14 protein-coding genes and 1 pseudogene are annotated in these 19,689 nt (G+C 34.4%); 8 read left to right on the top strand and 7 right to left on the bottom strand.

All coding sequences use genetic code 11. The annotated features are described in order from the left end of the window. Positions 1-92: 92 nt before the first annotated feature. From sov to ACZZZA_RS07630, 5 genes are all read right to left on the bottom strand, one after another. Positions 93-7,217 (bottom strand): T9SS outer membrane translocon Sov/SprA, encoded by a 7,125-nt coding sequence (gene sov / locus ACZZZA_RS07650; protein ID WP_463430606.1) that lies wholly within the window; start codon positions 7,215-7,217, stop codon positions 93-95. A gap of 6 nt (positions 7,218-7,223) precedes the next feature. Next, the gene (ruvA, locus tag ACZZZA_RS07645) at positions 7,224-7,808 is read right to left on the bottom strand and encodes a Holliday junction branch migration protein RuvA (protein ID WP_463430604.1); all 585 of its coding nucleotides are present in this window, start codon (positions 7,806-7,808) and stop codon (positions 7,224-7,226) included. A 169-nt stretch (positions 7,809-7,977) separates the two neighbouring features. Next, complete coding sequence (locus ACZZZA_RS07640) at positions 7,978-10,266, bottom strand: NADP-dependent malic enzyme (RefSeq protein WP_463430602.1); 2,289 nt, start codon at positions 10,264-10,266, stop codon at positions 7,978-7,980. A 17-nt stretch (positions 10,267-10,283) separates the two neighbouring features. Continuing rightward, positions 10,284-11,135: an ATPase gene (locus ACZZZA_RS07635; protein ID WP_463430600.1), complete on the bottom strand. Its 852-nt coding sequence runs from the start codon at positions 11,133-11,135 to the stop codon at positions 10,284-10,286. Positions 11,136-11,221: 86 nt separating this feature from the next. Next, a complete protein-coding gene (locus ACZZZA_RS07630) occupies positions 11,222-11,485 on the bottom strand; it encodes a hypothetical protein (protein WP_463430598.1) in 264 nt (87 codons plus the stop codon). 229 nt (positions 11,486-11,714) lie between these two features. Here ACZZZA_RS07630 and ACZZZA_RS07625 point away from each other — a divergent pair, with 229 nt between their 5' ends. The 5 genes and pseudogenes from ACZZZA_RS07625 to ACZZZA_RS07605 all read left to right on the top strand — a co-directional run. Next, positions 11,715-12,173 carry a GtrA family protein gene (locus ACZZZA_RS07625; RefSeq protein ID WP_463430596.1) on the top strand — a complete coding sequence of 153 codons (459 nt, stop codon included), beginning with the start codon at positions 11,715-11,717 and terminating at the stop codon, positions 12,171-12,173. Positions 12,174-12,176: 3 nt separating this feature from the next. Continuing rightward, complete coding sequence (locus ACZZZA_RS07620; protein WP_463430594.1) at positions 12,177-12,902, top strand: lysophospholipid acyltransferase family protein; 726 nt, start codon at positions 12,177-12,179, stop codon at positions 12,900-12,902. Positions 12,903-12,951: 49 nt separating this feature from the next. Next, the gene (locus ACZZZA_RS07615) at positions 12,952-14,397 is read left to right on the top strand and encodes an MFS transporter (protein ID WP_463430592.1); all 1,446 of its coding nucleotides are present in this window, start codon (positions 12,952-12,954) and stop codon (positions 14,395-14,397) included. Continuing rightward, entirely contained in the window at positions 14,387-15,442 is a 1,056-nt protein-coding gene (locus ACZZZA_RS07610) for a DUF3810 domain-containing protein (RefSeq protein ID WP_463430590.1), read from the top strand. Before ACZZZA_RS07615 ends, ACZZZA_RS07610 begins: the two co-directional genes overlap by 11 nt. Positions 15,443-16,078: 636 nt before the next feature. Continuing rightward, positions 16,079-16,183, top strand: a pseudogene (locus ACZZZA_RS07605) (hypothetical protein); the annotation flags it as partial. A gap of 118 nt (positions 16,184-16,301) precedes the next feature. On the opposite strand, the gene ACZZZA_RS07600 reads toward ACZZZA_RS07605, so the two are convergent. Next, positions 16,302-17,099, bottom strand: coding sequence for a TIR domain-containing protein (locus ACZZZA_RS07600; RefSeq protein WP_463430588.1), 798 nt, complete (start codon positions 17,097-17,099; stop codon positions 16,302-16,304). Between the two features lie 168 nt (positions 17,100-17,267). Here ACZZZA_RS07600 and ACZZZA_RS07595 point away from each other — a divergent pair, with 168 nt between their 5' ends. The 3 genes from ACZZZA_RS07595 (at position 17,268) to ACZZZA_RS07585 (ending at position 19,238) form a co-directional block, all read left to right on the top strand. Then, positions 17,268-17,453: a hypothetical protein gene (locus ACZZZA_RS07595; protein WP_463430586.1), complete on the top strand. Its 186-nt coding sequence runs from the start codon at positions 17,268-17,270 to the stop codon at positions 17,451-17,453. 367 nt (positions 17,454-17,820) lie between these two features. Beyond that, on the top strand, positions 17,821-18,426 hold the full coding sequence (locus ACZZZA_RS07590) for a hypothetical protein (RefSeq protein WP_463430584.1): 606 nt from the start codon (positions 17,821-17,823) through the stop codon (positions 18,424-18,426). A gap of 44 nt (positions 18,427-18,470) precedes the next feature. Then, positions 18,471-19,238, top strand: coding sequence for a CPBP family intramembrane glutamic endopeptidase (locus ACZZZA_RS07585; protein WP_463430582.1), 768 nt, complete (start codon positions 18,471-18,473; stop codon positions 19,236-19,238). Positions 19,239-19,250: 12 nt separating this feature from the next. Here the strand turns inward: ACZZZA_RS07585 and ACZZZA_RS07580 are convergent, their stop codons facing one another. Continuing rightward, complete coding sequence (locus ACZZZA_RS07580) at positions 19,251-19,442, bottom strand: hypothetical protein (protein WP_463430580.1); 192 nt, start codon at positions 19,440-19,442, stop codon at positions 19,251-19,253. Positions 19,443-19,689: the final 247 nt, after the last annotated feature.

Raw genomic sequence — 19,689 nt, 5'->3', positions numbered from 1 at the left:
GATTATTTAATACACCGTAAAATCTGGTTAATTATTTCATATTTAATAAAAAATCCCTCTCTGATTCAGAAAGGGATTGTCATTATATTATTCTAGAATCCTCCGGAATCACCAAAAGTAAATGTCGCTGAAATACCAGCTCTGATGGTTGATAACGGGAATGCTGTTGAAATCTTATATTTTGAAGTCATCTGCTCATAGAATAACCTTAAGTTTAAGTTTTCTGAAACGTTGTAATCAGCAGAAAGCTTGATATTCATTAATCTCTGACCACCAGTAACCTGCGAATCATTCAGTAAAATATTCATGATGCTTGTACGGCTGTCTCGAAGAGAAATATCTCCTCTAATGTTAAGATCACTTCCTTTTGCTCTTCCGCCTCTTGGATTACCCATGTTTCCTAATCTAAAGTTTCTTACGATATAGCCTAATCTGACAACATATTCTGTGTTCGAATCTTCTGTTAAAGTATGATTCACTAATCCTAACAATAAAGTTCTCATTCTGTTATACTGTAAACCGAACTGCATATTGTTTCTCATCGTCACATCGATTCCGATAAGCGGTGCGAAAGCTTCCACATAACCTACCTGTGAAAATGTATATGGATTGATGACATCACCATTTATATCAAATCTTTCCGAAGGAGGTTGACTCAGACTATTAAAATGATCAATACTCGACTGTATACCGGTTGCCGTGTAGGTTGCATTATAGCTGTGCAGAATATCAAATTTGGTAAACTGACCGCTGATTATCGGAATATTTTTTAACCCTGAATAGATAATTCTCCAGTTTGGTATAGGAAGACCTGATTTTTTAGCATCACCCATTCTTTCCGGACTTTTACCTTCTACTGCTGCACGGAACGCAGGAATCAAAACATAAGCATTGGCGATACTGTAACCATCGGTGAAACCATCTGCACCAGGATTTGTTCCTAACTGTTGCGAGATCAATCTTGCATTTTGCCTGATCGATTCGTAAACAGCCTGCCCGGTTTGGAAAGCTGTACTGGTAATAATAACTGAGTTTGAGTAACTCACCATATCACTGGCAAAAGTAAGATTCGGGTTAGAGAAACCATCACTGTCCCGGAAGTTGAAACCGGTTTGTGAGAAGTTTCTGTTGTATGTTTGTAAAACATTGAAGTCTATCCTGAAATCGTTAACCGGCATCATTTGTAAGTTTGCCCTCAACTCTCTTGTTGACATCTTTACATAAGGATCGATCATAAAGTCAGAATCACTTACCCAACCATTTTCGATAACCGTACGTCTGATGTCTGCCTGAGATCCTAAAAGGAATCCAATCGTAGGACCACCTGCAGTTTGCCCGTAACCGTAACCGTTCGGCGCAGATAATAATCCCGGAAGAACAGTACCGTTGTTTTCAGAATAATTAACGTCTAGTTGTTTAAATGAAGTCAATACAAATGCTGCACTCTGTAAAATCGACAACTTATTTTTAAACTTATAGCTTTTAAATTTATATCTTTTTTTGTCCCAAGCCTGAGTATAGGCGTTGTTTAAAGAATCCATTTCCTGCTTACGTTTCTGGAGAGTGGTAGACATTCTTTTGAAATATCCGAACTGACCAAAAAACTTCGGAATATCAGCCGTTGCTGTAGCCTGAATAATATTGGTATTCTGACCGATAGAACCTAAGCTTTCTACATTTCTAGTTTCAGGATTGGTAAATCCACTTAACACCGTTGATCTCGCATTCCAGTTATACGTAAACCCATACTGTAATTCTGCATCAATAAAATCTAAATACGGAATCAGCTGGAAAGGCAATTTATAATTTAGCTGCACTCTGTGGTTGTACAATACAGGTCGTCCTGCTCTGAACATATTTCCGAAAATGGAAGAATTATCCATCGTGTTGACATCCACATTATCATTTAATGTTCTCGTAAGCGAGTTGATTTCCAGTTTTAAAGATTTGGTAAAATTAAATCCTAAACCATACTGCCATCCGAAATAGAAGTTTCTGTTTTTGATTGCCGCAAAATCGTCTCCAAGGTTTCCGCTTAAGATTGCATCAATGTTTCTGAATTCAAGCTCGTTGTAATTCCTGTCTAATTCTGTTCTGAACGACAATCTTGTAGGAACCGGATTAAAATTAAATTCTTTGATCCATCTTAAATACTTTGTGGACTTGGCAGTGTCGCTGATCATTTTATTGAAAGGCTTAATCACCCAAGGTTTGAATGTGTAATTGTAATCTAAGAAACCTCTGAAATACTGTCTGTAATTCTTTTTGGTGTAGATATCTCTATAATAGTCGTCATTGTACACTGCGGTAAGTGAAAGGTTTTCTACATCATAGAATCTTGGTTTGCTGTTTTCTTTCACACGCTCTTTACGCATATTCACGACACCTAAACTTCTTTGTTGTGTATATGTTCTTGCCACTTTTTTCAGTTCTTCCCTGTTGACCGCTTTGCTAAATTCTACATCGGTATCCAAAGGATTATATTTTGGATCTTCGATGGTTTGCGAATACGAATAATTTACCGGAATTTTCACTCCCGTTTTTTCAGGTAAAAATTTATCTACATTCACCTGTGTATTGATACTAAAGGCTGATTGTGTCGATTGATTTCTCTCGGCAGGTTTAGAATCTATATTACCGAAACCTACCGAAGTATAAGAACCACTTGCATTAACGACAGCAAAATCACCAAGGTTGAAATTTAAACTTGCGTTTCCGGCATATCCACCGTCATTTTCAATTTCTGAAAGACGGATTTCATTAACCCAAAGAATTCTGTCCATAGTACCACCAATTCTTTCACCTGCATTTCTAATACCAACCATTATGGTAGTCACATTTCCTAAGCTTGGGCGACCTTTGATATAGATTTTTTTGAAGGTATCTCCTCCTCCAAATTCTGAATCTTCTGATCTCTTAATAATCTCAGTTGGAGAGTTTTTATCTCTTCTCAACTTGGCATCTACAAAATTCTGAATATCAAAATCAACTTCATTTTCGAAAGGCCAAATATCCATAGGAGCGGTCGCCGATCTCGGAGTAAGTTTTAATGAAGATTCATATTCATAATAATTATCTGTTGCATCACTTCCGAAACGGATAAAGAATTTTGTTTTCTCATCTATTCTTCCAATATTTAGATCACTATTAGTGGGATCTTGAGCATGTACAAAAAGTTTTAGCTTTTTATATCTTCTCATATCTAAAGTCATATTCTTAAAAACCCCTTTTGCTTCATTAGCTGGAAGTGAAGTTGCTTTTAAATATAAAGAAGCTTCATTCTGTCTTTGCGCACCTGCATTTCCGCTTAGTACCTGTCTGTCAATTCCCGGAGGCAATACGTAAGGTGGCAGATTCAATGCATTTTCTTCAATGTTTACACTTCCAACTTCAAAATCATCAATGTTTAAATCGTTTATAGTTCCTTCATCTGTCGCCGGATCTGGCGTTTCAGGAACTGGGGGAACAGCTGCTGTATTTATAAATTTTGCAATATTTTTAGGATATCTTCTCCAGTCTGATCTCACTAAATCTATTGTACCAAATCTTAAAGTTGACGTCTGCTCAAATCCTGTCATTAATAATCTGGCAAATCTTACATTATTAAGTATGGATTGTTCTTTATCACCGCCTGCATCTGGTTCAGCATATTTAGAAACCGGGACTCTGAATAAATACCATTTCACATCATCTGTCTGACCATTCTGGAAAGTTGCATTAACCGTTTTTACGTCAACAATATTATTCTGACCTAAAGTTAAACTTGCCGGATCAAGCTTAATGACATATTCGTTATAATTTTCGCTTTGATCTAAGTTGTAATCTCTGTTGATATCTTCTGCATCCGGAGTTTGGGAAGCTACTTCCAAAGAATTACTTTGAGAATTTCCGTCCGGACCTCTGAAATATTTGTATCTCTGAACAATTGATGCCGCCTGACTTCCCGTAAATCTTTCAGACATATAAAAGATGAAATCATCAACTGCAGGATCCGTAAGATTAAGAACCGGATTCACAAATGTACTGGTCGGGAATTTTAAACCTTCCTGATCAGAGCGTAAACCGTCATATCCTGCATCCTGAGCTAAACGATCATCGCCTTCACTCGAAAATGCATAAAGAATAGGTGGCTGATTGGGTTGGGTTCCCCAGTTTGAGTTGGAAGTTGACGAAGTTTGTGCCGGTGTTGGCAATCCGTTTTCGTACTGCATTAATCCGTCTTTCAGAATATCTTCGCTTACGTTTCCTAATTGCAACAAAAGTCTAGGGTCTGTACCTAAATTGTTTCCGTCAGCATAAGGATCCATCATCCAGAATTCAACGTACTCAATATTTGAATTGATAAAGTTGGACACCTGAATCGGTCTCATGATTCCCGCCCATCTCTGCTGAGGAGTTTCGTCATTTGGATTGACGTTATAAGGACCTTTTTCTAAAGGATAATATGAAATATCAAAAGTATTGGTAAACGTCTGCTCACCCGCCACAAAATCTCTGTTGTTGAAAATTTCTGAAAACTGAACTCTTCTGGATGCGTGATTGGAAACCGATTGTGCCGTAATTCCTGCAGGGGCTCTGCCTCCTACTCCCCAAAATCTCGGGTCAATATTGTACCATGAAAGCAAACCTCTGCCATAACCATTTGTTACATTATCGTTAACTCCGGCTCCGGCAAAAACAGGATTACTCTGGTTTTTTTCAGGTTTCGAAGCTAAACTCCATGCCGCAGGTTCTTTTAATGAAATTTTTGAAGTCGTCTGTTCAAAATCATCGACATACGACTGATCGTTGGTTCCTTTATTGATGCCCGGAAGCAGGTAAGCTCCTTCCATTTTGAAATTTAAATTGGATGGCGCCTCTGTATTGATACCCGGGATTTTATCTGTCAATCTCGTCAGGAATGGAAGCTGATTGTTGTACATCAGGTTCAATCCTGCCATTGTATTGTTAACGGCTTCCTGACCGTAATTTACTTTTTGGGTAAGCGGAGATTCAGAATAATTAACCACAGTACCGCCAAAAATAAAGTTTTCGCTCACTCTTCTTTCTAAATTAACACCCAAAAATCTTTTTCTCTGAGTATTGAATGTCAATTGATTTTCTAGTGAGATATTAATTGCCTGACCTGATTGTTTTACGTTTTCGTTAATAATAGTTACAGTTCCAAGCATATAATCTACGGTGTAGTCTACCCCTTCAGTCAGCTGTACTCCGTTTGCAGCAACTTTTACAGAACCTTGAGGCACGTTTACTGCGCCTAAAGAAATACCTTGTCCCTGTGCTCCTTTGTAACGACCTTCCATGGTGTATCTCTGAGCAAGATTGCTGGATGTAGCCACTTGTTTTTGTTGAGAATATAAATCGCTGAAAACATACTGCGGATTATTTCCTACAAGACCCGCCATGTAACTTCCGAAAGGTTCTACCTTGGTATATATTAATTTTCCTAATTCGGGACGGATGGTAATTCCGGGTACAAAATCGAAAACTCCGTCACCTAAAACGCCATTGTTACTTTGTAAATCGCCATGTACATTCAGACGATCCCAGTTTAATAATTTCAATAAATTGGTATCCTGAACAGGCGTGTTTGGAAGATAGTTTACTTTACCCCCTGTCTGTGCGTCTCTGTAATAAATATTTAAGATAAAACCATCCTGATCAATCTGACCTGCATCTAATGCATAGATGTTCTTCATCATCAATTTCCACATCGGTGATGTGGTCTTTACGGTTGTATTGGGTTTCAAAACTTTGGTTACTAAGACAGGACTTTCCTCAGAAAATTCTCCGACTTTATAAACCTGGTTGGTTCCGTTGACTGTATAAGAATAAGAAACTGCTAAAAGCTGATTGTCATTTAATCGTTGATTTAATGAAATATATCCTAACTGTGGATGAAAAGTGAACTCATTGTTGGCTAATCTTCTTGCTTTTCTGTTGTAAATAAACTGTTCACCGTCTGCATATGTTTCGGTACCACCCGTAGAATTGGGAAGAACCTGTCCGTTGATTGTATTATAAGCAGAATTCACATCACGCAGACCTGTACCCAAGCCGGTAACGGCTGTATAAATACCGTTTTGTGAGTTATCTGGTGTACCGGAAACTCCGTCTCCCAAATCTCGTATACCAACAATACTTTTCTGATACGCAAGATTAGAATTTCCTTGATCCAGAACCCAGACTTCCATTCTGCTAATGTTGATTCTTGAGTTGATCTGGGGATAATTCAGCAATGCATTGTCATAATTATTAAGGAAATAATGCCCGATAAAGTAATGCTGATTGTCTTCGTAATCGATGGCATTTACTTTAAATGTATTCATCACGCCACCACCCTGTACAACGATATTTCTTGCCTCACCCTGCTGTTGAGAAAGAACGACAGTTCCGAAAGTTTTTCCTAATTGAAATTCTGTTTTTACCCCGAATAATGATTCTGAGCCTCGTATCAAACTGGTTGAAAGCGGCATATTTACATTACCGAATTCAACTCTTTTTATAATTTTATCTTCACCACCGGCACTCGGTTTATTCACATCACCCAAACCTTTTGTCTGAAGATCTTTCCAGCTTCCTTTTGCCTGCCAAACCAAATTCATTCTGTTCTCAAATGCAAAGCCGCTCTGTGTGTCGTAATTGGCTTTCAACTGTAGGTTCTCTCCAACTTTTCCAATCAAACCCAATTGAATTCTCTGGTCGATATCAAAGGTAAAACTTGTTCTGTTTTGAGGTAGAATCAAAGGATTATCAATTTTCTGATATAAACCCGCTAAATCAAAAGATGCGTATCCTGAAGGAATAATCTCAATTTTATTACTCCCGAAAATGGTTTCAAAAAGTCTGTTATTGATCGTCAATGAAGGAATCAACCCTTTTCTCTGAGCCTCTGAAGTATCTCTTCTGAAAAGTAGATTGTAACGTTCAGATTTATCTTTGTAATATGCTTTTGCCTGCTGAGCAAGCATAAATTCTTTATAGTCTTCCGGCGACATCGCAGTAGGCTGACCGACTACCGTGTTTCCGATCTTAGGATACACGTAGTACATCCCGGTTTTGATATCGTAGTAGGCTTCGTAATAGGTTGGATCAGTTACCTTGTAATCTTTCTTAATCGAAAACCCTTGCTGCGGATTTTCCTGTGCAGACAAATTTATTGATAAGAATAAAAATGCCAGAAACGAATATATCTTGAGAAACTTATTATTTTCCACCAAAAGTTAAATGTTTTTTAAAATTTGTTTTACCAATTCTTCAACAGAAATCGCTGGATCCAGCTTAATGATACGATCTGCAATCTTCTCACTCATTCTCTTAGAAATCCCTAAAACTTCTAATGCAGATAACGCTTCATCCTTGATTTTATTATTAATTGCATTAGAAATATTTTCTTCAGCAGTTCCGAATTTCTGTACTTTATCTTTCAAATCAACGATGATTCTCTCAGCTGTCTTGGTTCCCAAGCCTTTTGCTTTCTGAATTACGGCACTATTTTTGGAAAGTATGGCTGTAGCGATCTCTGAAAGGCTTAAAGTCGACAGTAAAATCAATGCTGAAACAGCACCAACACCGTTAACACTTATGAGGAGATTGAACATTTCTTTTTCTGAACGGGTCTTAAAACCAAAAAGCAAATGTGCATCCTCGCGTATAATTTGTTGAATGAAAAGCATGGTTTCCTGATTCAAAGTCAGGGTTTGTGAGGTCATTAAACTGATGCCTACATAATACCCAACGCCATTGACGTTGATCACTGCATAAGTTGGCGTAAGCTCCTGAACAATTCCTTGTAAAGAAAATATCATCATTAATTTTTATAACTTCCAAATATAGTAATTTAAACTAAGTAATAAATTCATTTAACACAAGAATGCTATTTAACTTTTTTTGTATTGGTAAAGACAATAATTTGAGCATAAAAAACAAAAACTCCAAAATTGATTTGGAGTTTTATATTTATAAAATTGATGTAATTTACTTTTTACCTTCTCTTCTCTGTGCATCTAAAACCGCAACCGTTGCCAAGTTTACAATCTCATCTACGCTTGACCTCATTTGTAAAACGTGAACAGGCTGTTTCAGTCCCATCAAAATCGGTCCGATTACCTGCGCTACCTTCATTCCTCTGATGATTTTGTAAGATAAATTGGCAGATTCCAGATTCGGGAAAATGAATGTATTTGCCGGAGTCGTACCTAATTTTGAGAACGGGTAATCACTTAAATGATCTGCATTCATCGCAAAATCAGGCTGAATTTCTCCATCCACAATCATTTTCGGGAATTTCTCATGAAGGATGCTTACTGCTTTTGCAACCTTTTTTGAAGTATCAGATATGGCTGAAAAGTTTTCAAAGCCTAACATCGCAATTCTTGGTTCGATTGCAAAAGATTTTACGGTGTGTTCTGCCATTTTAGCAATATTCACCAGATCTTCAGCACTAGGATTTTGATTAATCGAAGTATCTGCGAAGAAAATCGGTTTCTTTTCAGACAAGATCATCATCATTGCGGCAACTTTCTCAACACCTTTTTCTTTTTCAATCACCTCTAAAACAGGTCTTAAAGTAGAAACATAATTTTTAGAAAAACCTACGATCAATCCGTCTGTATCTCCATGTTTCAGCATCAATGGCCCGAAGTAATCTCTCTGGCGAACATATCTTTTTGCTTTGTACTCATTCATTCCTTTTCTCTGACGAAGTTTCCAAAGTGTTTCTCGGTATTTTTTTCTGTTTTCTTTCTGGTCGTCATCACTCGGATCGATAATCGGAACATCAAGCGTAATTCCGAAACGCAGCATTTGTTCTTTGACGTATTTTTTATCTCCTAAAAGGCTTGGGTAAGCAATTCCTTCTTCATAGAGAATTTGTGCCGCTTTCAGAACATTGTATTCTTCAGCATTGCCCAAAGTGATTCTCTTAGGATTTGCTTTGGCCCGATTCTGCATCATTCTCACCAACTTCTCATCTCTTCCCATTCTGTCAAGAAGCTGAGTTTCGTATTCGTCGAAATCTGCAATGGTTTTTCTTGCAATTCCGCTGTCGATGGCAGCTTTTGCCACTGCGCTTGAAACTTTGGTGATCAACCTGTTATCAAATGGTTTCGGAATAAAATATTCTCTTCCAAATTGTAAGTTCTGAACATTGTAAGCCAAAATCACCGCTTCCGGAACCGGTTCTTTCGCCAGATTAGCAATTGCGTGAACGGCTGCCAATTTCATTTCTTCATTAATACCTTTTGCCTGAACATCCAACGCACCACGGAAAATATACGGGAAACCCAGAACATTGTTTACCTGGTTAGGATAATCACTTCTTCCGGTTGCCATGATGACATCTTTTCTTGTCGCCATTGCCAGATCGTAAGCAATCTCCGGATCAGGGTTTGCCAATGCAAAAACGATTGGGTTTTCTGCCATGCTGCTCAACATTTCGGGCGTCATCACGTTTCCTTTTGACAAACCAATGAAAACGTCTGAGCCTTTGCAGGCATCTTCTAAAGTTTCAAGATCTGTATGAGCAACAAAATCTATTTTCTCAGGAGTAAGATTTTCTCTTTTATGATTAATCACGCCTTTGCTGTCGCACATCAAAACATTTTCTCTTTTTAAACCTAAAGAAATATAGAGATTGGTACACGCGACGGCTGCCGCTCCTGCTCCGTTGACCACCATTTTTACATCTTCGATGTTTTTGTTGGCAATCTGAAGTGAGTTGATTAATGCAGCTGCAGAAATGATCGCTGTACCGTGCTGATCATCGTGCATCAAAGGAATATCCAATTCCTCTTTTAATCTTTGTTCGATATAAAAAGCTTCCGGAGCTTTGATATCTTCAAGGTTGATTCCTCCAAAAGTCGGAGCAATACCTTTTACAATCTGAATAAATTTATCGGGATCTTTTTCGTCAATTTCAATATCAAAAACATTGATATCTGCAAAGATTTTAAACAAAAGACCTTTCCCTTCCATGACCGGTTTTGAAGCTTCTGCTCCGATGTCTCCCAAACCAAGAACTGCTGTTCCGTTTGAGATTACGGCAACCAGATTTCCTTTTCCTGTATAATCATAAACTGTTTCAGGATGATGATGAATTTCCATACAAGGCACTGCAACTCCCGGAGAATATGCCAATGACAAATCCCTCTGCGAAGAGTGCGGTTTAGAAGGAATGACTTCAATTTTTCCTTTCGGTTCAGCTTTATGATAATCTAGCGCGGCCTGATTGAAATTTTTTTCGTCGCGTTGAGTTTTATTCGACATAGAATTTTCTGTTTATTTTAAAGTATATATTTAATATGGTAGTTGACCAAGCTTTCGATCGGTTTTTGTACAACATGTCCCACATTGAGGTGAAGTTCTGAAGCTACAGAACGGAGAATATCTTCGTAGTAATATGCAATAGATCCGATAAAATTGATCTCAGATTCTTTTGATTCTTCATAAGGAAGAACCTGATATTCAAAGAAATTTTTCATCTCTTCGGAAACCATCTGAACAAAATAAGGATGATTTTTTCTCTCGACTACAAATTTATTAAAATCTGCCAAAAAAGCATTGGGTCTTGAGCCATGATACATATTTTTCAATGCAACATCAATGGTTAAATGGTAGGTGTTTTCAAACTCTTCATGAAGGTCTTGTGGAAGTTTCTGCATAAAAAATCTGCGTACCAATTGCTTTCCAATAGCACTTCCGCTTCCTTCGTCACCGATTAAAATACCCAATGAAGGAAGTTTTATTTTTAAATTTTCTCCGTCGAAATAACATGAATTGGAACCTGTTCCCAAAATACAAACGATGGCAGGTTTTCCATTGTATGCCGCAAAAGCAGCTGCAGCCAAATCTTCTCTTACTGTAATTCTGGCATTAAAAAACACCTTTCCGACTTCTTGTTCTATCGTTTCGCAGTTTTGCTTCACGCCACAACCTGAACCATAGAAATAAATCTTGGTAATTGAATTTTTTACTGATATTAAGCTTGTATTTTTTTCAATTTCCGGAATGATAAGTTCTCTGCTGATAAAATTGGGATTAAAACCAATGGTTTCCGTTTTTAAGAAAACATTTTTAAATTCATCTAAAATTATCCAATCTGATTTTGTAGAACCACTATCAACAATAGCAATCATAATTCTTATTTTAAGAGCGCTAAATTATGAATTAATCTTCAAATAGTCTTTAAAACACAGATGCAAACCCACTAAAATGATTTAGTTCAGCTTTTGATTTCGCTTTTATTTTGATTAAATTTTACGAGCCAGTCTTCTATTTCTTCTTCAAGATAAGATGTCTGCATCACCATAGCGTTAATAAAGTCATCAGGAATTGGTTCTCCCTCTTTATTTTCAAGATTCCAAAGTTCATTAGACATATTTTCGTATTCCGAATAAACTCTTTTAAAACGAATGTTTTCTTTTTCCAAAGCTTCAATATTTTGTTGCTGAAGCTGAAATTTCCTGTATTTGTTTTGAGATTTCATAAAAATATCTGATTGTTATTATTGTGTAAAACTTGAGCTAACGGTCTCAATCACTTGGTACAAGATAGAAAAACCATCAACAGAAAAAGTTGAAAATGAATTTAGTATCAGGTAAATTTTGTTTCGTTCTGAAAATTAAATTTAGAAATTATTTTCTTTCGAAAAAAAAAATTAACAACTTTTTTCACTGTTTAACATATAGTTATAAATTTGTGCATTATTAAATCTAATGAGAGAATTACTTCTACGCCAGAAACAGGTCTTACTTTTTATCATTGCGGGCGGATTGAGTGCAATTGTAGAGATCGGCAGTTTCAAAATCTTCAGTACCTATCTGCCACAGATATTCTCTCAGGAACAGAATTTTCATGGAGTACATTTCCCTTTAAGTAATATCTTATCTACCAGTTGCGGGATTTTGGTCAATTATTTTCTCAGCATCTGGTTTGTATTTGAAAGAGGAAAACATTCTAAAAACAGAGAGTTTGTGTATTTCATGGGCGTTTCTTTTTTTTCTACCCTGGTAAGTTTATTTTTCTTCCAGATATCTTACAGCTTTATATTTAAAGATAATATTGATTTAATTTTTTATACCTTGAGTCCGGAAATGATCAGTAAAATCTCAGCGATTCTTTTGGTTTCCATTTTTAACTATTCGGTGAAGAAAAAAGTAATTTTTAACGGTTGATTTGTGGTAAAGATTTTAAATTATCTCTGGAGGTTTTGGCTTGTCGTTTTGGCATTTTTGCTTACAATTATATTAGGTTTACCTGTTTATTTGTTTTCTCTTAACAAGAAAACCTACAAATATGCGTACATTTTTATCAGAATATGGTGCTATGGAGTTTTCTATGGGATGGGAATGAGATATCAACTCATCAACCTTACAGATAAAAAAATCGATAAAAACACACAATATGTTGTGATCTCAAATCACACCTCGATTATGGACATTATGCTGCCATGTATTTTATTTCCCAATCATCCGCTTTGTTATGTAGGAAAAATAGAATTGGTGAAAATTCCAATTTTCGGAACTATTTATAAAAGAATATGTGTGATGGTAGACCGCAGCAGCCCGAGAAGCCGTGCCGATGTCTACAGAAGATGCGCCGAAAAAATGGAAGAAGGCAACAGCATTGTTATTTTCCCCGAAGGTGGTGTAGCAGATGACACTTCTATCATTCTCGACGAATTTAAAGACGGCGCATTCACATTATCATCCAAACATCATTCTCCAATTGCCGTGTTTACTTTCATAGGTTTAAAAGAAATGTTTCCGTTTGATCATTCCAAAGGGTTCCCCGGAAAAGTAAAAGTTTACTTCAACGACATTCTAGAACCAACAGATTCTCCGAAAGATTTAAAATTGTCTTCATTTGAGACAATAAAAAAAACATTAACAAAACACAGTTAATCAAAGAAAAAAATTATATTTGTTGTTCAGATATTATTAAATAACAAATATGTCAAACTATTCTAAACAAACTAACTGGGGACAATTTATCCCTTTGGTAACTGTATTTTTTTTCTGGGGATTTGTTGCTGCAAGTAACGATATTTTAATCCCTGTTTTCAAAGAAGCTTTCGATCTATCCCAAACCGAAAGTATGCTGGTACAAATATGCTTCTACGTTGCTTATACAGTAGGATCTTTAATTTATATGGCAGTTTCGAAAGGTATAAAACAGGATTTGGTCAATAAAATAGGGTATAAAAACGGACTGATCGCAGGTCTTTTAATCTCCGCTTCAGGTACATTACTATTCTATCCTGCTGCTAATCTGGCATCATTTCCATTAATGATTTCCGGTTTGTTTATCGTAGGTTTAGGATTTTCTCTACAACAAATTGTTGCCAATCCTTTAGCGATCGAAGTAGGCCCATCAGAAACAGGCGCTCAAAGACTGACGATGGCTGGAGGAATTAATAATTTAGGAACAACCATCGGACCCCTTATTGTATCATTTGCTATTTTTGGTTCTGCAACTGCAGCTAGCGATGAAATAAGTATTGAAAGCGTAAAAATTCCTTATTTGATTTTAGGAGCAGCATTTGTATTGGTTGCTATTATGCTAAAATTTTCTTCACTTCCTGCTATTACACCAACTATTCTTGAAGACATTAAAGAGGAAACTGCAGGATCACATAAAAAATCTGCCCTTCAATTTCCACAGCTTGTTTTGGGAATGATTGCAATTTTCGTCTATGTAGGTGTGGAAGTTTCTACAGCGAGTAATCTTCCTGCATATATGGAAAAAGATTTAGGATTTTCAACCAAAGAGGTTGCCCCATACATTTCATTATATTGGGCATCAATGATGATCGGACGTTGGACGGGAGCGGTAGATGCTTTTGACATCAAAGCCGGATTCAAAAAAATATTGAGATTTTTGGCTCCTTATTTAGCATTTGCAGTTTTCTTATTAGTTAACGCTATTGCCAATCATGATTTGAGTCCGTTTTATGTATATGGATTAATAATTATTGCGATGATTATTTGCGATGTCATGAGTAAAGGAAACCCTGCAAGAATGCTTCTTATTTTCTCAACAGCGGGTATTGCGGCACTCATTATAGGAATGCTCACATCAGGAATGACCTCTGTATACGCCTTTACAAGCGTTGGTCTATTTTGTTCTACACTTTGGCCCTGTATCTTTGCTTTGGCAATCAATGGTCTTGGTAAACACACCAACCAAGGTTCTGGACTTTTGATCATGATGATTATGGGTGGTGGAATTGTCAGTCTTCTTCAAGGTTATGTTGCAGATTTAACGAATATTCACTTCAGTTATATCGTTGGTGTTATATGCTTTGCTTATTTGGCATTTTATGCCATCCGTGTAAGTGGAATTTTAAAATCTCAAGGAATTGATTTAGATAAAATCTCTAAAGGAAGTGGTCATTAATACAACAAAAACATATCATAAAAAGAGATTCTGGGCAACTATTTTAGTTGTCCAAATTCTTTTGTTCTACCTATTTTCAAAGCTAAAAATTATAATTTCTGCATTTGAAGTTTTCTATGAATTACAGAAGAAAACACATCAGTTATTATTTTCATGGATTCCGTTTTCAGTCGGAGATGTTTTGTATATCCTGTTAGGAATTTCACTTTTCTATTTTTTGATACAATGCCTGAAGAAAAAAACCAGAAATCTATCTCTTGTAAAAATATTTATTCTTATCAATATTTTTTATTTTATCTACCAGATTTTTTGGGGAATGCTTTATTTTCAAAAACCAATCATAGCAAAACTTACTGAGACGGAAATCACATTAGAAAAAAAGAAAAAATTAGCTTTAAAGTATCTTGAAAAATGCAGGCAGACCAGAAGATTACTCAAGGAAGACCAACAAGGAGTTTTTATTGTTTCGGACATTAAAAAGATACAATCAGAAATCATCAGTCAGCAAAAAAAACTTCCATTATCTATTTCAGATAAAAAATCAACTGAAATCAATTCTTTTAAGCCAAGCATATTTAAAAATGTCATGAGCTTTTCGGGTATTTTGGGATACTACAATCCATTCACGGCAGAAGCACAATATAATTCTGAATTGCCATCCTCTTACCTACCTTTTACATTAGCACATGAAAGTTCTCACCAACTTGGCTTTGCCCGAGAGCAGGAGGCCAATTTTATAGGATATTTAATTGGGATACATTCTTCAAATACGGAACTTAGATACAGCACAGAATATTTTACTTTAAAAAGCCTTCTAAACTCGATTGTTTACGAAGATGAAAAGTTTGTCGAAAATATGCTTAAAAATTATTCTGAAGGAATGAAAAGAGACAGACAATATGAAAAGAAATTTGTTTTGGAACATCAAGGCTGGCTCAACGATTTTTTCGGATTTACAAACAATATGTTTCTCAAAAGCAATCAGCAGGAAGGAGCTGTAACCTATTCTTACTTTATTGATCTATTAATTCGATACGAAAATTAGAACAAAAAAAGAACCGTATCAGATGATACGATTCTAAAAACACAAATGATGAAAAAAAATTTATTACCTTGACTTGTTCCCTCATTCAAGGCACTGTAAAAGTACAACAATATTTCTTATTTCAAAACGATCTACCATCTTTTTAATTAATTTTAAGAAAAATTTATGATTTATAAGTTTACTGGTTCATTTATCCCTTTTATAAGATTTACTATATAACATTATTTCATATTTTATTTTAATAATAATCAAACTAAAATAAAATATCGCTATTAAATTAATAATTATTCAAAGATATTTTTACACTATATTTTTAAGAGAATGTTAATAATTTGAATGGTAAAAAGCGCTAATATTTGTATTTTCAAACTAAATATTGATATCAGTAATCATTTCGAGACAATATATTTAACCTAAATCAAAAACAACATTGCTCACGTTCATTTTTTTTGGGTAAAATTTGAAAAAATAAAAATTGTCTACCTTTTATAATCATGAAAGTTTGGAAAATGTGGGATCAATCTTAAAACTTGAGGAGAAAAAAATATTGATAATTTTCTGGAATTTTAAACGATGCCGAATTCCTCAAATTATTTTTACTCGGACTCCTGAGAAACTTAAACTCCGGTAACTCAGAACCAGTTTGATGCTTTAATTTCTCCTACTTATAATACCGGAGGATCTTCTACATTATTTGATTTGATTAATAAAAAATCGGCTAAAGACGTAATTAAGGATTGATTTGAAAATAGGGTATATTACAGCTCAGGCTGTGAAGCCAAAAGGTTTGGTAAGACGTAGAAAAGCCGAGTCTGATTTATATTTTAGATAGAATAAGGTGTTGGATTAGACACCTTTACTACATTATAACAAGACTTTCCAAAGCGTCCTTGACATCATATTGTATTTCTAGTCCAGAGGATCCGAATATAACTATAATATATTTTTGTTTGCCATTAGCTGTAACAATACTTTCAATAATTCCTTTGCCGTGCTCTTTGCTAAAAACTTTTTCCCTTATAGAGAAAATATGTTGATTTTCATTATGGTCAAAAATATAACTTTTTGTTGTGATTTTATTCCTTTTTACATTTAATCCATTATTCCTCACCAATTCCAACACTTCTTCTAGAATTTCCCTATCGCTTCTTTCTGGTTTTGCATCTACCACAATTTTTTCATCTAATATTTTTGAAACCTTTTCTTCAAGTTCTGGAAAAAACTTATCAAACACTACTGATAAAATATTAATATCAATTGCATTTTCCAACATTGATTTATTAATAGACTTGACTAAAGCAAACATTTCAGTTTTTGTAAAATCTGTTAATTGAAATCTTGATAACGGACCTGTAACTTGAGATTTTTTTATTCCAAATAAAATTGGGCAAACTTTTGATTTTTCTAATCTATTGGACAATGCCCCAGCTTCAAATAAGATCCAAGGCTTCTCAGTATTGTCTTTTGTTAAGCATATTAAACTAATTAAACATTCTGATAACTTTTCATTTATTTCCTTATCCCAAAGATTACCTTTATCTATATCAGCAGGGGTATAATAAGGCTTAGATGATTGAATTACTGTTGGCAGCCAGTTTTTAATTTCTTGCGCAATTTTTTTACTAGTCTCTCCTGACCAACTTATGAATATGTTCATAGTGATAATTTTCACGAATATAGAAATATTTATTAAATTTACATAGCCGGTTTTATTATCGTTCAAAATTCTCATTGGGCTTTCAGTTTTGGAAGTCTAATTTTATTTTAACACGTCAAGTTTTGTCGCATTATCAATTCAAATTTGAAAAATATTTAAATTTACTTTATGAATAGATATCAAAATTCGAAAATGAACATCAAATATCTTACAGAATTTCTGATGAGCTATGTTTCAGCTATGAAAGATGATAACAAGGAGGAAACAGAAAGATTAATGGTAGAAATCACAACAATTTTTGACATATTGCATAGTGCTTCAGAACAGGATAAAAAAGAAGAAATTAAACTTTGACTTCTTCCCGGATTACAGCTTTAGGCTTCATGGTACAAATTTTTACCACACATTGTCTTCAAAGATACAAGTTTAAACAAAGTTTTTATTGACACCTCTAAAATCCCTCCAGATCTTTATTTTAAAAAAATGTTAAATTAAACATTCACCTTGCAATGAATTAAAAAATAATTGTATACTTGCACCGAATTAAAAAACCAACAATTACAAAATTATCTAGGTATAAAGGGACTTACCATCCAAAATCAAAACATGTGAAATCCCATTAAAAAGAAATAAAAAATAGTATGGGCGAGTATAATCTGAAAATCGAAAGAGTAAGATAAAAAATTACAAAACAAACAACTAAACAAAATATTTCAATATTATGAAAAATTTATTAAATTCTATTTTTGCTACCTTATCAATGTTATTAGTATTAACTTCTTGTCAGGATGACAATGATGCAGTACAACAAAAAGGAACTCAGACTTCAGCTACTAACAATGTTGCTAAAACATTTGCGACACCAGAGGAATTTGTTAATTCTGTTGCTATACTAGGGCAAGGTGGTTATGAAGATCCTTCTAATCCGGAAAACACTTTTCTTTTAATGGAAATCAAAGATTTTAGTGGAAATATTCAACTAAATGAAGCATACCAAATTAAAGGAATAGAGTATAATGACAACGGAAAATTCAACGATAAAGTTGCTAACGATGGGATTTATACATCTGTTAAAAGTTACAAGGTTACAAACAAAGAGGTTGTAATGAATACCATTATTGTTAATAAAAGCGAATTCTTTAATTACGAAACTGCACTTTCCAAATACCTATCTGATACAAATGCTAAAAGATTAATTAAACTTGGTTGTAAAGTAAGAAACATTAAATGTCCACAAACATCATGGTACAATACATGTATTTGGGGTAGTTCATGTACTTGCGTTGACTTCTATGATTGTGAATTATCAGTAGAAATCGAATTCTAAAGTTTAATATGAATTTTAGTCTCAAAAGATTAATAATAATATTTGTGGCAATTATTGCCACAAATATTTTATTTAAAGAAATCAATACAAAATTTTTTGACGACAATTTGATTATAAAAATTGTCTCTAAGTTGTTACTAGTAATAGTTACCGCTCTACTTTTATTTAAACACGACTTATTCACTAAATTTAAATACACGAAAAGATATATTTTCTTTACAGTTATTTCATTTACGTTAATACTATCATCCTATCTTTTTATTAGAGATGAAATATTGAATAGTCGATTAAATATTGATGATTACTCCCACTCTATATTTTTATTTTCCTGTTTCGCTGTAGCTCTATTTGAAGAATTATTTTTTAGAATATTTATGTTCCTATTTATTCTAAAAATTTTCGAAAATGATAAACGAAAATTATTAAAATCAATTGTTTTGACGTCTGTCTTTTTTGGGGTAGCTCATTATTCAAATTTTTTAAATCCTGAGTATTATCCACTTTCAGTTCTCAATCAATCATTATTTGCAATTGCCGTAGGCATTCTATTACAGAGCCTATATATCCGATTTAACAGCTTAATATTTATTGTAACTATACATACTTTAATAAATTATTTCGGAAGCTACAGATCAAAACTTTTCGTAATAAATAATAATCTAAACAGTGATTACGAACCTGGTGAATTTTCAACAACCCTATTATCAATTGCTATATTTTTGCTTATCGTAATTGTTGCCAGTTATTTTCTCGTTCGCGGAAGCAATGCTTACACAAATTCAGAAGAAAAATCAGGAAATATAAAGAAATAAGAAACTAAAAATTTAATATAAATATCTTGGATAATCGTCGGCAAGTTCTGCATCAATATCTCTAAGATAAGCCTTCAAGGCCGCCAAGCTTGTATATCCTGTAATTTCATTAAAGATCATAAGTCCCGGTTTTTCTTTACGGATAGATTTCTCTAAAAAGTTTTGCCATAAAGGTATGTCTAAAAGAATACATTGTATATTCATCTCCTACACCCAATTCATCCTTAAATATTTTGAATTTTTCAGAAGAAGTTTCTTTTATTAGTTTCTGTTGTTTCAATTTCTTTTTCGTTTGTTAAAAAAATGTATTCTGCAGCATCCTGTTTTTTAATCAACCTTAATTGTTCAGCAAAAAGCTAAGGATCAATTTTACCTTAAGTTCCTTATTTTTTGCCTACACTTCCAGATAAGAAGGATTTTTCAGTTAACTTCAGATAATTTCACTTTAACC

This window comes from Chryseobacterium sp. AC405b, from assembly GCF_979258685.1.
This window is presented reverse-complemented; position numbering and strand designations above follow the sequence as displayed.

Excerpts from the sequence above, each read along its gene's own strand:
- ACZZZA_RS07590 (WP_463430584.1), top strand. The coding sequence starts at position 17,821 with ATGAAAAATTTATTAAATTCTATTTTTGCTACCTTATCAATGTTATTA.
- ACZZZA_RS07615 (WP_463430592.1), top strand. The coding sequence starts at position 12,952 with ATGTCAAACTATTCTAAACAAACTAACTGGGGACAATTTATCCCTTTG.
- ACZZZA_RS07580 (WP_463430580.1), bottom strand. The coding sequence starts at position 19,442 with ATGAATATACAATGTATTCTTTTAGACATACCTTTATGGCAAAACTTT.
- ACZZZA_RS07595 (WP_463430586.1), top strand. The coding sequence starts at position 17,268 with ATGAATAGATATCAAAATTCGAAAATGAACATCAAATATCTTACAGAA.
- ACZZZA_RS07635 (WP_463430600.1), bottom strand. The coding sequence starts at position 11,135 with ATGATTGCTATTGTTGATAGTGGTTCTACAAAATCAGATTGGATAATT.
- ACZZZA_RS07600 (WP_463430588.1), bottom strand. The coding sequence starts at position 17,099 with ATGAACATATTCATAAGTTGGTCAGGAGAGACTAGTAAAAAAATTGCG.
- ACZZZA_RS07625 (WP_463430596.1), top strand. The coding sequence starts at position 11,715 with ATGAGAGAATTACTTCTACGCCAGAAACAGGTCTTACTTTTTATCATT.
- ruvA (WP_463430604.1), bottom strand. The coding sequence starts at position 7,808 with ATGATATTTTCTTTACAAGGAATTGTTCAGGAGCTTACGCCAACTTAT.
- ACZZZA_RS07630 (WP_463430598.1), bottom strand. The coding sequence starts at position 11,485 with ATGAAATCTCAAAACAAATACAGGAAATTTCAGCTTCAGCAACAAAAT.
- ACZZZA_RS07640 (WP_463430602.1), bottom strand. The coding sequence starts at position 10,266 with ATGTCGAATAAAACTCAACGCGACGAAAAAAATTTCAATCAGGCCGCG.